Source organism: Plantibacter sp. T3 (assembly GCF_902506515.1).
GTDB classification, from domain to species: domain Bacteria; phylum Actinomycetota; class Actinomycetes; order Actinomycetales; family Microbacteriaceae; genus Plantibacter; species Plantibacter auratus.
On the sequence record NZ_LR733286.1, the window covers coordinates 2,633,632 to 2,647,415 of the forward strand.

14 protein-coding genes and 1 pseudogene are annotated in these 13,784 nt (G+C 70.4%); 8 read left to right on the forward strand and 7 right to left on the reverse strand.

Features of this window, described 5'->3' with window-relative positions; translation table 11 throughout:
- Nucleotides 1–52: 52 nt before the first annotated feature.
- Nucleotides 53–1,039, forward strand: a complete 987-nt coding sequence (locus GV015_RS12570) for an NAD(P)-dependent oxidoreductase (protein WP_159878675.1) — start codon at nucleotides 53–55, stop codon at nucleotides 1,037–1,039.
- Between the two features lie 12 nt (nucleotides 1,040–1,051).
- On the opposite strand, the gene GV015_RS12575 is transcribed toward GV015_RS12570, so the two are convergent.
- Together GV015_RS12575 and GV015_RS12580 are read right to left on the reverse strand one after the other, a co-directional pair.
- Nucleotides 1,052–2,383, reverse strand: coding sequence for an LLM class flavin-dependent oxidoreductase (locus GV015_RS12575; RefSeq protein WP_159878677.1), 1,332 nt, complete (start codon nucleotides 2,381–2,383; stop codon nucleotides 1,052–1,054).
- Nucleotides 2,380–3,735 carry an O-acetylhomoserine aminocarboxypropyltransferase/cysteine synthase family protein gene (locus GV015_RS12580; RefSeq protein WP_159878679.1) on the reverse strand — a complete coding sequence of 452 codons (1,356 nt, stop codon included), beginning with the start codon at nucleotides 3,733–3,735 and terminating at the stop codon, nucleotides 2,380–2,382. The genes GV015_RS12575 and GV015_RS12580 overlap by 4 nt, the downstream gene beginning before the upstream one ends.
- Nucleotides 3,736–3,947: 212 nt before the next feature.
- Between GV015_RS12580 and GV015_RS12585 the strand changes: the two genes are divergently transcribed.
- The 4 genes from GV015_RS12585 to GV015_RS12600 all read left to right on the forward strand — a co-directional run bounded on the left by GV015_RS12585 (nucleotide 3,948) and on the right by GV015_RS12600 (nucleotide 7,070).
- Nucleotides 3,948–4,607 (forward strand): ThuA domain-containing protein, encoded by a 660-nt coding sequence (locus tag GV015_RS12585; protein WP_159878681.1) that lies wholly within the window; start codon nucleotides 3,948–3,950, stop codon nucleotides 4,605–4,607.
- 177 nt (nucleotides 4,608–4,784) lie between these two features.
- On the forward strand, nucleotides 4,785–5,135 hold the full coding sequence (locus tag GV015_RS12590) for a hypothetical protein (RefSeq protein WP_064293749.1): 351 nt from the start codon (nucleotides 4,785–4,787) through the stop codon (nucleotides 5,133–5,135).
- A gap of 69 nt (nucleotides 5,136–5,204) precedes the next feature.
- The gene (locus GV015_RS12595) at nucleotides 5,205–6,248 is read left to right on the forward strand and encodes an LLM class flavin-dependent oxidoreductase (protein ID WP_159878683.1); all 1,044 of its coding nucleotides are present in this window, start codon (nucleotides 5,205–5,207) and stop codon (nucleotides 6,246–6,248) included.
- 45 nt (nucleotides 6,249–6,293) lie between these two features.
- The gene (locus tag GV015_RS12600; RefSeq protein WP_159878685.1) at nucleotides 6,294–7,070 is read left to right on the forward strand and encodes an SGNH/GDSL hydrolase family protein; all 777 of its coding nucleotides are present in this window, start codon (nucleotides 6,294–6,296) and stop codon (nucleotides 7,068–7,070) included.
- A gap of 40 nt (nucleotides 7,071–7,110) precedes the next feature.
- Here the strand turns inward: GV015_RS12600 and GV015_RS12605 are convergent, their stop codons facing one another.
- Together GV015_RS12605 and GV015_RS12610 are read right to left on the reverse strand one after the other, a co-directional pair.
- A complete protein-coding gene (locus tag GV015_RS12605; protein WP_159878687.1) occupies nucleotides 7,111–8,682 on the reverse strand; it encodes a molybdopterin-dependent oxidoreductase in 1,572 nt (523 codons plus the stop codon).
- A gap of 90 nt (nucleotides 8,683–8,772) precedes the next feature.
- Nucleotides 8,773–9,300, reverse strand: a pseudogene (locus tag GV015_RS12610) (FMN-dependent NADH-azoreductase); the annotation flags it as partial.
- Nucleotides 9,301–9,488: 188 nt separating this feature from the next.
- On the opposite strand from GV015_RS12610, the gene GV015_RS12615 reads away from it, so the two are divergent.
- From GV015_RS12615 to GV015_RS12625, 3 genes are all read left to right on the forward strand, one after another.
- A complete protein-coding gene (locus GV015_RS12615) occupies nucleotides 9,489–10,787 on the forward strand; it encodes a kynureninase (RefSeq protein WP_159878689.1) in 1,299 nt (432 codons plus the stop codon).
- Nucleotides 10,788–10,797: 10 nt separating this feature from the next.
- Nucleotides 10,798–11,724 carry an aldose 1-epimerase family protein gene (locus tag GV015_RS12620; RefSeq protein WP_159878691.1) on the forward strand — a complete coding sequence of 309 codons (927 nt, stop codon included), beginning with the start codon at nucleotides 10,798–10,800 and terminating at the stop codon, nucleotides 11,722–11,724.
- Nucleotides 11,725–11,857: 133 nt separating this feature from the next.
- Entirely contained in the window at nucleotides 11,858–12,097 is a 240-nt protein-coding gene (locus GV015_RS12625) for a hypothetical protein (RefSeq protein WP_159878693.1), read from the forward strand.
- Between the two features lie 14 nt (nucleotides 12,098–12,111).
- Here the strand turns inward: GV015_RS12625 and GV015_RS12630 are convergent, their stop codons facing one another.
- From GV015_RS12630 to GV015_RS12640, 3 genes are all read right to left on the reverse strand, one after another.
- A complete protein-coding gene (locus GV015_RS12630; protein WP_159878695.1) occupies nucleotides 12,112–12,276 on the reverse strand; it encodes a hypothetical protein in 165 nt (54 codons plus the stop codon).
- A gap of 80 nt (nucleotides 12,277–12,356) precedes the next feature.
- Complete coding sequence (locus GV015_RS12635; RefSeq protein ID WP_064293757.1) at nucleotides 12,357–12,776, reverse strand: organic hydroperoxide resistance protein; 420 nt, start codon at nucleotides 12,774–12,776, stop codon at nucleotides 12,357–12,359.
- A gap of 63 nt (nucleotides 12,777–12,839) precedes the next feature.
- Nucleotides 12,840–13,736 carry an ArgP/LysG family DNA-binding transcriptional regulator gene (locus tag GV015_RS12640; RefSeq protein ID WP_371416568.1) on the reverse strand — a complete coding sequence of 299 codons (897 nt, stop codon included), beginning with the start codon at nucleotides 13,734–13,736 and terminating at the stop codon, nucleotides 12,840–12,842.
- Nucleotides 13,737–13,784: the final 48 nt, after the last annotated feature.

The window sequence follows — 13,784 nt, forward strand, 5'->3', positions numbered from 1 at the left end:
CCCGGAGAGCGCACCCGTCGACGCCGTCGTCGTGCGCGAACGGAGGAACACCATGCGCATCGTCGTCATCGGCGGGACCGGCCACATCGGCTCCTTCCTGGTCCCGCGACTCGTCCGGGCCGGCCACGAGGTCGTGAGCGTGAGCCGCGGCGATCGGTCACCGTACACGGACGCTCCCGAGTGGGACCAGATCGAGCGGATCCGGGCCGATCGGGAGGCCGAGGACCGGGACGGTGTCTTCGCGCGACGCATCGTGGACCTCGGTCCGGACGTCGTCATCGACCTGGTCTGCTTCACGGTCGCCTCGGCGACGGAACTCGTCGAGGGACTGCGCGGCAACACGGGCCAGCTGCTCCACTGCGGATCGATCTGGCGCTACGGTCCCAGCGCGTCCGTCCCCATCGTCGAGGGCTCCGCGACGGCGCCGTTCGGCGACTACGGCGTCCAGAAGGATCAGATCGCCCGGCTGCTGCAGCAGGAGACCGCAGACGGAGGACTGGTGACGACCTCCCTGCATCCCGGGCACATCGTCGGACCGGGGTGGGCGCCCATCAACCCGCTGGGTAACCTCGACCTCGGGGTCTGGCGGACCCTCGCACTCGGTTCACCGCTGCGCATCCCCGGGCTCGGTGCCGAGCTCCTGCACCACGTGCACGCCGACGACGTCGCGCAGGCGTTCGAGCTCGCCGTCGCGAACCGGGATCGTGTCGCCGGCGAGGACCTCAACGTGACGTCCGCCGCCGCGGTGACCGTCCGTGGCTACGCCGACGTCGTCGCCGGCTGGTTCGGACGCTCGGCCGAGCTCGAGTCGGTGACTTGGGAGCACTTCCGAGCCGAGACACCGACGGAGCACGCCGACATCACCTGGGAGCACCTGGTGCGGAGCCACTGCGCGTCGATCGACAAGGCACAGTCGCTGCTCGGATACAAGCCCGCCTACACCTCGACGGAGGCGGTCCTCGAGTCCGTCCGTTCGCTCGTCGCCCGCGGGGAGTTGGACCTGCCCGAACCACGAGCAGCCCTGAACACGAGCCGCTGACGACGCGATCCTTCAGGGGGCCTGCAACGAGCTCCGGAGTCCGTGCGGTGCGTCGACCTTCGGACGCTGAAGGATCCCGCGGCGCCGGAGGATCGGTACGAGTTCGTCGAGCATGCGGTGCACCGTCACCGGATGGAGGTCGCCCGAGAAGATGAACCCGTCGTTGTCCGCCTCGCCGCCGGCGCGTTCGATGTGGTCGGCCACCTCAGCCGCCGTGCCGACGGCACCGCTGCCGTCGGTGATCCGCCCGAGTCGTGCCTTCGGCACGAGCAGCTCCCGGAGCGTCGCCGCCGCGAAGGACTCGTGCTGGCCGCGCAACGCGTCGAGGCTGCCGCGCGACACGTGGTCGCCGAAGACGGCCGGGTCCACCGGTCGGTCGAGGTCGAGCGCGGTGAGGTCCGTCTCCAAGTCGCTCGACCACGCGAGTGCGACGGAGCGCAGCGTCTCGTCGTCCGGCTGTTCCGAGGCCGCGACGAGTCGATCGGCCTCGGCGCTGCTCGCCACGATGACGGGCTTGAACACGAACAGGATCGCGGGAGGGGTGTCCCGACCGACGGCAGCCGAGGCGTCGAGGACCCGCCTCCGGTACGCACGGAGGCTTTGGATGTCGAGCGGTGCGAGGGCCAGCTGGACGTCCGACTGTCGCCCGGTGAAGGCGAGCCCTCGCGGCGAGGAGCCCGGCGACACGATGACGGGCTCGCCACCGGAGTCATCGTCGAAGGGGAGGGCGTTGAGCGGCCCGTCGAAGTCGTAGTGTGCGCCGCGATGCTCGACGCGGTCGAGGTGGCGGCCGTCGGCGAAGCGTCCGGAGGCGGTGTCGCCCACATACGCGCCGGGTCGCCAGCTCCGCCAGAGCGCGCGCACGCCGTCGAGCCACTCCTCCGCCCGCTCGTAGGCGACGTCGTGCGGCACGACCGGCTCACCGAAGTGACGACTGCTGCCGACGTCGGTGACCACGTTCACCCCGAACCGACCGTGACTGAGGTGCTGCAGGGTCGCGAACTGCCGTGCCGCCTGGTACGGCGGCAGTTGCAACGGGTTCACGGTCGGGATGATGCCGATGCGCTCCGTCACCGCGAAGAGGAACGGGGCGAGGCTCAGCGGGTCGTGCTTCGGCCCGCCGTAGGCTCCGCGGATGCGGAGGTCGAGCGTCTCGGGGTTCCCCAGCGAGAGGGCGTCCTCGATGATCAGGAGGTCCAGGCCCGCCTGCTCGAGCTCGCGCACGGCCTGCTGGTAGAGCGCGGGCTCCTGCCAGCGGTAGTCCCAGTCGAGGTACGGATGCCCCCAACCGTGCGGACCGAACCCACGCGACAGGAACCAGCCGAAGCGTTGCCGGGCGCTCATGCGGCGACCGCCTCGTCCGCCGTGACGCTCGCGCCGGTGCTCGTCGACGGTTCCCGGACCGGGAGCGCGTCGAACGCCGAGGCGAGGTCCGCGATGAGGTCGGCGACGTCCTCGATGCCGACGGAGATCCGCACGAGTCCCTGGCCGATGCCGCTCGCCGCGAGCTGCTCGGCCGAACGCTGGGCGTGCGTGGTCGAGGCCGGGTGGAGGATCAGCGACCGGACGTCGCCGAGGTTCGTCATCCGCGTGAACAGGCCGACGTGGTCGATGACCGTCCGCGCTGCGTCCCGTCCGCCGTGCAGGGTGAACGAGAACACCGATCCCTGTCCATCCGGCAGGTACCGGTCCGCCAGGCCCCGGAACGGACTGTCGCTGAGCCCTGAATAGTCGACCGAGGCCACTTCCGTCCGTCCCGCCAGCCACGTCGCGAGGGCGAGGGCGTTCTCGCTCTGCCGTTGGACGCGGAGTGACAGCGTCTCGATGCCCTGTGCGATGAGGAACGCGTTGAACGGCGACGGCGTCGGGCCGAGACGCAGCGCGACCGATGCCCGTGCGTAGGCGGCGAGAGCGGCACGCCCGTCCGCCTCGACGTGGCTGAGCCCGCCGAGTGCGGCGAGCGGCGAGGTGAGGTGTCGGTAGCGGTCTGCGCGAGCGGTCCAGTCGAACGTGCCGCCGTCGACGACGACCCCGCCCAGCACGGTGCCGTGGCCCGCCAGGAACTTGCTGGCCGAGTGGACGACGATGTCGGCGCCGTGCTCGATGGGACGCAGGAGGTAGGGCGTGGCGAAGGTGTTGTCGACGACGAGCGGGACCCCGTGCGCATGGGCCACGTCGGCGACGAGACGGAGATCCGTGAGGTCGTTGCGGGGGTTCGGAATGGACTCGACGAAGATCGCGCGTGTCTCGGGTCGGATGGCACGCGCCCAGGCATCGGCGTCGAGCGGATCGGCGACCTCGCTCGTGGTGATCCCCAGCCGACCGAAGTTCTCCGTGAAGAGGCTGCGCGAGCCCTCGTACAGGCTCGGCGCCGTCAGCAGATGGTCGCCGGCCTCGAGCAGGGAGAGCAGGGCGACGCCGACGGCCGCCTGTCCGGAGCCGAGGAGCAGCGCGTCCACACCACCCTCCAATGCGGCGAGACGGCGCTCGACGGCGTCGATCGTCGGATTGCCGACCCGGCTGTAGCTGTATCCACCAGGGTCCGGACCGAACCGCCGCTCCGCCTCGTCGAAGTCCGTGAACACGAACCCGGCACTCGCGTAGATCGGCAGCGCCCGGGGTTGGAGCGGCGCATCGGGTGCACCACCGGCGTGCAGCTGTCGGGTGCTGAAGCCCCCTCGGTCCCGCTCGTGCATCGCCTCGTCCTCTCCGTCAGCTCGGCCGTCGTCGACGCCCCGGCGTCGGTGACAGGCACTCTACGGTCGGGACCGGGGCGGGCGCAGGTGACGACGACATGCGCCGACACAATCGACCGGCGACCCCGCCGTCGGGGGAGGCCCCGTACCCTGGAGAGGCGTCGGCCGCGGACACAATCGACCGGCGCCGACGGATCGGACGAGGGGGAACCGTGAAAGCACTCATCGCATCGGGGAGCGGTCGGTACGCGGATCCGTGGCACCCGTACGCGCAGACGAGCCCGCTCATCGCGGAGGTCCTGGAGACGGCCGGCTTCGCGGTCGAGATCGACGAGGACGTCGACCGTGCGATGACGCGACTCGAGGGCGTGGAGCTCGTGGTGGTCAACGCCGGCGACCCGTGGCGGTCCGAGGACCAGGGCCGAGCGCCCGCGGCCGCGATCGACGGCTTCGCGGAGGCACTCGGTCGGGGGATCGGTGTCCTCGCGATGCATGCGGCGCTCGCCTCACTCCGCGACTACCCGGACTGGGCGCCGACGATCGGAGCGCTGTGGCTGCCCGGCGTGTCCTGGCATCCGCCGATGGGCCCGACCGTCGTCCGCGGCCTGGCATCGCCCGACGGCGGAGCGCTCGGCGACATCCCGGTGGACGACGAACAGTACCTGCGGCTGCAACCCGTCGGTCGGAGCACCACCGTCGCCGAGCACGACGTCGACGGCGAGCGGTTCCCTGCGGTGTGGGTCCGCGAGGTGGGGCCCTCGCGCGTCGCCGTCGACGCGCTCGGACACGACGAGCGGTCCTACGCCTCGGCGGAGCACCGTGCGCTGCTCGCGACGCTGGCACGGTGGGTGGCCCGGGCGCCGTCTGCGTGATCCGTCACGGATCCTCGATCGGCTTCGTCTGTGTCGCGACCCTCGTCGGCGCAAGCCCCCGTCGAACGGGAGTCGCGCCTCGCGACCGGGTCTATGCTCCTGTTCGGGGCTGCGAGCGACCATGACGGCCGGATGCGGCCCGCGTCAGGAATCGGAACCTCGAGAAAGCCGCACCACGTGTCACAGGACCTCATGTCACCCGAGAACAACGTCCAGCGCATCATGCGCACCGGAACCGTCTGGTTCGGCGTCGCGGTCGGGAGCACCGCGATCGTCCTCGGGCTCCTCCTCAGCTCAGGTTGGCGACCGGCGGTCCTCGCCGAGGGACTCCGCGTGGTCTGGTGGTGCTGCTCGGTCATCGTGGGTTTGAGCATCGGTCTGCTGGGTTGGTCCGGCTGTCCGATCCTGGAGGTGGACGTCCCGACGGCGTCCCGGAACAAGTCGCTGACCATGCAACTCGGAACGATGCTCTTCATCCTCGGAAGCATCGGCGCCATGTTCACCGTGCTGGCCGGCTCGCCGAGCTGACACCCGCGGCGCGGGCACGTCCAGCTCCTGCGGCGTCGTCGCGTCGGAACGGCGTCGTAGAGTCGTTGCATGGCCAGATCCTCAGCACCGCTCCGCAGACTCGGGTTCCTCACGATGGGCCTGTTCGACCCCGAGGAGCCGGCGGCCGGGCACGAGGCGACCCTGCAGCTCATCGAGCTCGGTGAACGCCTGGGGTTCGACAGCGCCTGGCTGCGGCACCGGCACCTGCAGTTCGGCATCTCCTCGCCGGTCGCCGTCCTCGCGGCGGCGACGCAGCGCACGAAGCGCATCGCGCTCGGTACCGCGGTCACACCGCTCGGCGCGGAGAACCCCTTCCGGCTCGCGGAGGATCTGGGCACGGTCGACGTCCTCTCGGGAGGCAGACTGCTTCCCGGCTTCAGCACCGGGGAGCCGATGCGGTTCGACGCGTTCAAGCACGCGATCTATCCGTCGACGCTCGACCAGGAGGACCTCGGCTACGACCGCGTCCTGCGCCTCCGCTCCTTCATCCGCGGTGACGTCGTCAGCGACAGCGCCGGTCGTGAGGGCCAGGAGGACTACTCCTCACGGGTCGAGCCGCATGCCGACGGTCTGGCGGAGCGGCTCTGGTACGGAGCCGGCAGCCTGCGGTCGGCGGGTTGGGCCGGTGAGCAGTCCTTCAACCTGCTCACGAGCAGCGTCATCGCCGCCGAGGACGGCACGACGGACTTCGCCGCGAACCAGGCCGCCCAGGTGCGTCGGTTCCGAGAACTCCACCCGGCGGGTGAGCGGGCCCGCGTGTCACAGGGGCTCGTGGTCATCCCGACGGACTCCGCGACCGCGACCCAACGCGCCCGGTACCACGAGTACGTCGACTCGAGACGGCACCGCGTCGGCGTCGCCCATGGGCCGCGGCGGATGCTCTTCGCGGAGGACCTCGTCGGCAGCAGTGCGGAGATCGCGGAGCGGCTGCACGAGCACGCCGGATTCCAGGAGGTCGACGAGGTCGCCTTCGCCCTCCCGTTCACGCTCGAACCGGACGACTACACGCAACTGCTCACCGACATCGCCGGCGCGCTCGGGCCCGCCCTCGGTTGGCGACCGGCCGCGGACGGGGAGTCCCGTCCGGCCTGAGCGGACCGGTCGGAGACGGCTTCCGGTCGCGCGTACAGTGCAGGTATGACGCAGCACGGGTTCAGACGGTACGTGGCCATCGGCGACAGCTTCAGTGAGGGCTACGGGGATCTCCGGGAGGACGGCACCCTTCGCGGGTGGGCCGACTTCGTGGCCCTCGGCCTCGCCCGGGCGTCCACGGAGACCGTCAGCTACGCGAACCTCGCCATCCGCGGGCGGAAGCTCCTGCCGATCCTCGACGAACAACTCGACCGAGCGATCGCGATGGGTCCGGACCTCGTCAGCTTCAACGGCGGCGGCAACGACATCATGCGCCCGCGGGTGTCGATCGACGGCGTCGCCGACCGCTTGGACGGTGCGGTCGATGGTCTACGTGTCGGGGGAGCCCACGTGCTGCTGTTGAGCGGGGCGAACCCTTCCGCTCACATCCCGATGGGATCGCTCCTCGCCCGCCGCGGCGAGCAGCTGGCCCAGGCCGTGCGGGTGCGGTATCCGCGTGACGGGGTGACCTTCGTCGACAACTGGGCCGATCGGACGCTCGCCGACCTCCGGTACTGGTCGGTGGACCGCCTGCACCTCAACGCCCTCGGCCATGCCCGGGTGGCGAGCAACGTGCTGACGGCGCTCGACGTGCCGGTCCCGGAGGAGTGGGGGATCGACGACGTCGCTGCGGCGCCGCCCGGTCCGCGTCAACGTCGCACCGCGGCCTACTACCGCGAGCACGTGCTTCCCTGGATCGGGCGCCGCCTGACCGGACGTTCCTCCGGTGACGGCCGCGAACCGAAGATCGCCCAGCTGCAGCCGGTCGACACCCAGGGCTGACCGGCACCGGTCAGCCGCGGGTCGGTCAGCCGCGGGTCGGTCAGCCGACGCGGACGAGCGTCCGCTGCCAGCCGGAGGATCCGTTGGGAGCGATCGGCGCCTGCTCCTCGATCTGGAGGTTCCCGGCCTTGTCGGTCGCGCGGACGGCGACGTAGTGCGTGCCGGCGGTCGCCTCCCAGTCCATCCACCACTGCACCCAGGTGTCGTCGTTGATGGCGGTCGTGAGGTTGACGCTCTGCCAGTCGCCGTTGTCGATGCTGACCTCGACCTTGGCGATCCCCACCGTCTGCGCCCAGGCGACACCCGCGATCTTCGCCGGTCCGGCCGGCAGCTGCTTGTCGATGCGAGGCGTGTCGATCCGCGAGGAGAGTTTGATCGGCGCCTTCGCGTCGTAGCCGCGCGGGGTCCAGTAGGCCTCGTCCTTGTCGAAGGTCGTGACCGTCAGCTTCGTCAGCCACTTGGTCGCCGACACGTACCCGTAGAGGCCCGGGACGACCATGCGAACGGGGAAGCCGTGCTCGAGCGGCAGCGGCTCGCCGTTCATCGCCACGGCGAGGATCGCGTCGAGGTTCGGGTCGGTGAGCGACTCGAGCGGCGTGCTCGCCGTGAACCCGTCGACGCTCGTGGACAGGACCATGTCGGCCTTCGAGTCGGGCATCGCCCGCTTGAGGACGTCACGCACGGGGATACCGAGCCATTTCGCGTTGCCCAGGAGGTTGCCGCCCACCTCGTTCGAGACGCAGGTCATGGTGATGACGTATTCGTCGAGACCCATGGCGAGGAGCTCCTCGAAGGTGATCTGCACCTGCTCGCCGACCATGCCGTCGATCGTGAGCGTCCAGGTGGCCGGGTCGACCGTCGGCACGGTCAGCGCGGTGTCGACGCGGTAGAACTTGTCGTTCGGCGTGAAGAGCGGGCTGAGGCCGTCGACGTCCGCCTCGGCTCCGTCGGGGATCGTGACGGTCGACTTCGGCGCCGGGAGCTTGAGGGCGTCGCGGACGGCCGTGATCGACGAGGTGGTGACGTTCACGAGGCGTGCGCCCACGCCGACGACGACGGCACCGGCCGCCGCGATGCCCGCCACACGGAAGAAGCCTCGGCGGTCGAACGCCGCGCGCTCCTCGTCCGAGCCGTTCGCGGCCCGCTTCGGCAGGCGACGACTCAGGAGGATGAGGATCACGACACCGGCCGCCAGACCGAGGATCACGGGGACGACGGCGAGCGGGGTGGCACCGGCGCGGGTGACGGTCGTCGCGCCGGCGAAGACGCCGGCCGCGATGAGGACCACGACACCGAGCGGTGGACGGATCTGCTGCAGGACCCCGGCGATCGCCGCGGCGACCACGACGGCGACCCCGAGGCTCACGAGGAGGAAGATCTTGTCGTTGCCACCGAAGGTCTCGATCGCGAACTCCTTCGCCCACCGCGGGACGATGTCGATGACGAACGATCCGACGGTGAGGAGGGGACTGCTGCCGCGGGCGAACAACAGCGCCGCCAGCTCGGCGATCGCGAGGAACACCGCTGCTGCGACAATGCCGGACAGTGCTGCTGCGAACCAGACGAGACGTCGTCCGCCCCGTGTGGTGCCGGTCTGGTGCTTCGATGGCATGTGCTACTCCCTGATCGTGGCTCGACAGGAGTTCGGAGCACTGCCCGGATCAGACGGGTCGGATCCGCAGTCCGCCAGCCGTCTCGGCGTTCAGGCCGTCGAGACGGCCAGCCGCAGTCCCGTCTCGGACGCCAGCCGGAGGGCCTCGGCGAACTCCTGCTCGCTCCGTTCGAGCTGCGCTGCGAGCGCCGGATCACGGTCGGCGAGGGTCAGACTCGTCGTGATGACGTGGACGTCCATGCCGAGCGCTCCGCCGAACAGCGTCCGCAGCGCCGGCACCTCGTGATCCCAGCCCTCGGTGGGGCTGCCCGCGTCGTAGGCGATCCCGCGGCTGGTGGCGATGACGACCGGCCGGCCGGTGAGCGCTCCCGTGTCCGCGGACGTGACACCAGGCACGTGGATGTGGTCGATCCATGCTTTGAGCGACGACGGGATCGAGAAGTTGTACAGCGGCGCGCCGATCACGACGATGTCGGCGCCGAGCAGCTCGTCGAGCAGGACGCGCTGGAGCGTCTCGGCCTCGGCGGGCGGGTTCGCGCCGGGGCGGCGGTCGGCCGGCGCCCAGTGGAGACTCGCGTCGGCGAGGTGGGGGACCGGATCCAGGTGCAGGTCGCGACGGACGACGACGCCCGTGGGGTCGGCGGTCTACCAGGCGTCCGCGACGGCCTGCGAGAGCCGGCGGGACCGGGAGGTGTCGAGATCGGCGGAGGAGTCGAGGTGCAGGAGGGTGGGCATGCGGCAACGCTAGCAAGCCGGGTCCCGTCCGCTTCCTTGCGGCGCGCACCGGTGGCGGTTACCGTCGCAGGATGGTCGACGCCCCAGCCCCCACCACGTCCGCCCGCCAGGACGCACGCGTCCTCGACGAGGCCGACCCGCTCGCGGAACACCGCTCGGCGTTCGTCCCGGCCGAGGGCGTCGTCGCCTACCTCGACGGGAACTCCCTGGGGCGGCCGTTGCGGGCCACGGCGGAGCGGCTGCAATCGTTCATCGCGGACGAATGGGGGACGAGGCTCATCCGGTCGTGGGACGACCGCTGGTTCGAGCTCCCGCTGACGCTCGGCGACCGCCTGGGATCGGTCGTGCTCGGTGCCGCACCCGGCCAGACGGTCGTCGCCGATTCGACGACCGTGCTGCTCTACAAGCTGATCCGCGCGGCGGTCGGCGCGACGTCGTCCGCCGGAGGGGCCGCTGGGCGCGACGAGCTCGTGATCGATGCGGGGAACTTCCCGACGGACCGCTTCGTGATCGAGGGGATCGCCGCTGAACGCGGTCTGCGCGTCCGTTGGATCGACGCCGACCCGGTCCACGGTGTCGCCGCGCACCAGCTGCGCGAGGTGGTCCACGAGCAGACCGCACTCGTCGTGCTCAGCCAGGTCGACTACCGGTCCGGAGCCCTGCTCGACGTCGAGGAGCTGACCGCGATCTCGCATCATGCTGGAGCACTCGTCCTCTGGGACCTGTGCCACTCCGCCGGTGCGGTCCCGATCGAGCTCGACGAGTGGGGCGTGGACCTCGCGGTGGGCTGCTCCTACAAGTACCTCGGCGGCGGGCCCGGTGCCCCTGCGTTCGCCTACGTCGCGACGCGCCATCAGGACCGGCTCCTCCAGCCCATCCAGGGGTGGATGGGCGCCGCCGACGTCTTCGCCATGGCCGACGCCTATCAGCCGGCCGTCGGGATGCGCCGGTTCCTCAGCGGGACACCACCGATCGTCGGCATGCTGCCGCTCGAGGACTCGCTGACGCTCATCGAGTCCGCCGGTGTCGCCGCTATCCGGGCCAAGTCCGTGGCGCTCACCACGTTCGCGATCTCCTGGGCCGATGAGCACCTCGCGGCCTCCGGTGTCAGGGTGATGACCCCTCGTGACGCGGCACGTCGCGGTGGACATGTGACGCTCGGTCACCCGTCGTTCCGCGAGATCACCCCGCTGCTCTGGAATGCGGGCGTGATCCCCGACTTCCGGCACCCGGACGGTCTCCGCATCGGGGTCGCACCCTTGAGCTCCGGCTTCGCCGAGCTCGAACTCGGGCTGATCCGGATCGCCGAGGCCGTCCACCGGTGGACGGCTTCATACGGCTCCACCCCGCCTGGCGGACGTCCGTCGTAGGCTTGGCGGCATGCCCGCTGCTTCTGGAACCCAGTACCGTCTCCACCACGCCGGTCCGCGGGGCGAGGTCCGAGCGACGGTCACCGAACTCGCCGCCGGACTGCGCGAACTGACGGTCGGCGGACGCACCCTTGTGCAGTCCTTCGGTGAGGACGTCGTCGCCCCGATGGGGTGCGGGATGGTGCTCGTGCCGTGGCCCAACCGCGTCCGGGATGCCCGGTGGACGCTCGACGGTGAACCTCAGCAGCTCGACGTCACCGAGGCGGCGACCGGGAACGCCTCCCATGGTCTCCTGCGCAACACGGGATACCGGGCGGGGGATCACACCGATCACGCGGTGACCCTGCTCGCCTCGGTGTTCCCGCAGCACGGCTACCCGTTCCGCCTGGACACCTCGGTCGCCTACACGTTGGACGATGACGGCCTGCGGGTGACCCACACCATCGTGAACCGGTCGAGTCGCCCCACGCCGGTCGCCGTCGGCGCCCACCCCTACCTGGCGCTCGGCGACGTACCGACCGCCGACCTCACCGTGACGGTGGCCGCCGACACCTGGTTCGAGACGGACGAGCAGCGCATACCGGTCGCCTCACATCCCGTCGACGGGACCCCGTACGACCTGCGCTCGGGTGCTCGCGTGGGCGACCTCTCGATCGATGTCGGCCTGGGTTCGGTCCAGCAGGTCGACGGTGCCGTCCGACACCGGCTCACCTCACCGGACGGCGACACCGTCGAACTCTGGGCGGACGACGACTTCCGGTTCGTCCAGGTCTACACGCCGAAGAACTTCCCGGCGGCAGACGGACCGACGCAGGCCATCGCCATCGAGCCCATGACGGCTCCCGCCGATGCGCTGAACAGCGGGACCGGACTCCGGTGGTTGGACCCCGACGAGCGGTGGTCGCTGTCCTGGGGGATCCGACTCACACGGGTGTGACCGGCACGCCGATCGGCGGACGGTCGACGGTCCCACGGGCGGAGGAAGGTCAGCTCAGAGGATGACGCCGCGAGGGAGATGATCGCCCCGGCGTCCGATGTGCCGCCCACGGGTGTCGACGGACACTGGTGACATGACCACGCACCTGGACACCAGCCCGAATCTCTTCACCCTGTCCACGCCCCGGGTCGCGCAGACCGAGCGGATTCAGGTGGCGCGGCCGACGGCTCGACCGCGCGGACGGTTCGGGGCCTTCGTGGGCGTCCTCCTGGGGAACATCGTCCTCTGGAGCACGCTGTTCATCACGATCGGCATCGTGCTCGCGCTGCAACTCGGCATCGTCGGCGTCATCGCCGCGTCGATGTTGCGCTGAGCTCGATCCGCGCGTCAGGTCCCTGAGCCGGCGAGACCCATACCGGATTCGTCTGCTGCGTCCTCGGCGGGCGCGTCGTCATCCAGCGACTCGTCCTCGACCACGGCGTCCGGGAGCCCGGGCAGCATGGCTGCGGCGCCCTCGTCACGGATGCCTTCGACCGCCCCGAAATCAGACATGATGCTTCCTCTCGATCGTCGTGCCCGCCAGCGTAACCGGCGGACACGACGATCGACAGCCCTTGCGGGCGGGAGCTTCGTCAGTCGACGATCGACACCGTCACGTCGATGTTGCCGCGTGTGGCGTTCGAGTACGGGCACACCTGGTGCGCCTGGTCGGCCAGCTGCTGGGCTTCATCGTGCGTCACGTTCGGCACGTAGACGTCGAGCTCGACGGCCAGGCCGAAGCCGCCCTCACCGTTCGATCCGATGCCGACGCTGGCCGACACCTCGGCGTCCTTCGTGTCGAGCTTCGCGGTGCGCCCGACTGCGTGGAGGGCGCTGAGGAAGCACGCGGCGAAGCCGGCGGCGAACAACTGCTCGGGGTTGGTGCCCTCGCCGCTGCCGCCGAGTTCCTTCGGGGGACGGGTGTCGAAGTCGAGGAGGTCGTCCTCACTGCGGACGTGTCCGTCTCGTCCGCCTCCGGTGGCATGGGCAACTGCTGTGTACGCGATATCCATTGCTCCATCCTTGCACCGTCGTGGGTGCCCGGTGCACCTTCTCCGGGACCTCTCGGCAGTCGTTCAGTGCAGCGAGGATCGGGCCGCGTCGACCACCGCCGTCGTGACGAGCTCGAGCAGTCGGGAGTGGAGTCGCCACTGCTGCCAGAACAACGGGACGTCGACGCCGCCGGTCTCGTCGAGCACGACGAGTTCGCCCCTGCGCAGCGGCGCGTCGGACTGCGCGTCCGGGAGCATGCCCCAGCCGAGACCGAGGCCGACGGCGGTCGCGAAGTCCGCCGAGGCCGGAACATGGTGTCGCGGCGGGGTGGCGGGGTCGACGCCACGTCGTCGGAGGTAGGCGTCCTGGAGATCGTCCTTCCGGTCGAACACGACGACGGGCGCTGCCGTGAGCGCCTGAGCGGTCGCACCGTCCTCGAACCAGCGCGTCGCGAACGCGGGTGACGCCATCGGTCGGTAACGCATCCGACCGAGGAGCCGCACCGTGCACCCCTGGACGGGCTCGGCGTTCGAGGTGACCGCGGCCATGACGCTGCCCGCACGGAGGAGCTCCGTCGAATGGTCCTGGTCCTCGCGAGCGAGGTCGAAGACGACCGACTCCCGGGCGGCGACGTCCGCCAGCACCGGCAGCAGCCAGGTGGCGAGGGAGTCCGCGTTCACGACGATCGGGATCACCGCCGGGGTGGCCGGCGTGAGCGGGTCGTCGGCGTGCAACTCCAGCGCCGCGTCGTGACCGAGCAGGTGCACCGCGCGACCGAGGCGGAGCACGATCTCACCTGACGCCGTGATGGTGATCGGTTTGGTCCGGAGCAGGAGGACCCGTCCGACGCTCTGCTCGAGAGCCTTGATACGTTGGCTGATCGCCGACGGCGTGACCATCAGTTCTCGGGCGGCCGACTCGAAGGTGCCGTGATCGACGGCGGCGACGAAGGCCCGCAGTTGCTCGAAGTGGAAATCCATCATAAGAGGATCTTACGATTCATCAGAATATTGAACTGGATTCATCAC

What these genes read in the sequence shown, in the direction of transcription:
- GV015_RS12620 (WP_159878691.1), top strand. Translation starts at nt 10,798, where the DNA reads ATGCCCGCTGCTTCTGGAACCCAGTACCGTCTCCACCACGCCGGTCCG.
- GV015_RS12600 (WP_159878685.1), top strand. Translation starts at nt 6,294, where the DNA reads ATGACGCAGCACGGGTTCAGACGGTACGTGGCCATCGGCGACAGCTTC.
- GV015_RS12605 (WP_159878687.1), bottom strand. Translation starts at nt 8,682, where the DNA reads ATGCCATCGAAGCACCAGACCGGCACCACACGGGGCGGACGACGTCTC.
- GV015_RS12635 (WP_064293757.1), bottom strand. Translation starts at nt 12,776, where the DNA reads ATGGATATCGCGTACACAGCAGTTGCCCATGCCACCGGAGGCGGACGA.
- GV015_RS12615 (WP_159878689.1), top strand. Translation starts at nt 9,489, where the DNA reads ATGGTCGACGCCCCAGCCCCCACCACGTCCGCCCGCCAGGACGCACGC.
- GV015_RS12580 (WP_159878679.1), bottom strand. Translation starts at nt 3,735, where the DNA reads ATGCACGAGCGGGACCGAGGGGGCTTCAGCACCCGACAGCTGCACGCC.
- GV015_RS12630 (WP_159878695.1), bottom strand. Translation starts at nt 12,276, where the DNA reads ATGTCTGATTTCGGGGCGGTCGAAGGCATCCGTGACGAGGGCGCCGCA.
- GV015_RS12625 (WP_159878693.1), top strand. Translation starts at nt 11,858, where the DNA reads ATGACCACGCACCTGGACACCAGCCCGAATCTCTTCACCCTGTCCACG.
- GV015_RS12640 (WP_371416568.1), bottom strand. Translation starts at nt 13,736, where the DNA reads ATGGATTTCCACTTCGAGCAACTGCGGGCCTTCGTCGCCGCCGTCGAT.
- GV015_RS12595 (WP_159878683.1), top strand. Translation starts at nt 5,205, where the DNA reads ATGGCCAGATCCTCAGCACCGCTCCGCAGACTCGGGTTCCTCACGATG.
- GV015_RS12575 (WP_159878677.1), bottom strand. Translation starts at nt 2,383, where the DNA reads ATGAGCGCCCGGCAACGCTTCGGCTGGTTCCTGTCGCGTGGGTTCGGT.
- GV015_RS12570 (WP_159878675.1), top strand. Translation starts at nt 53, where the DNA reads ATGCGCATCGTCGTCATCGGCGGGACCGGCCACATCGGCTCCTTCCTG.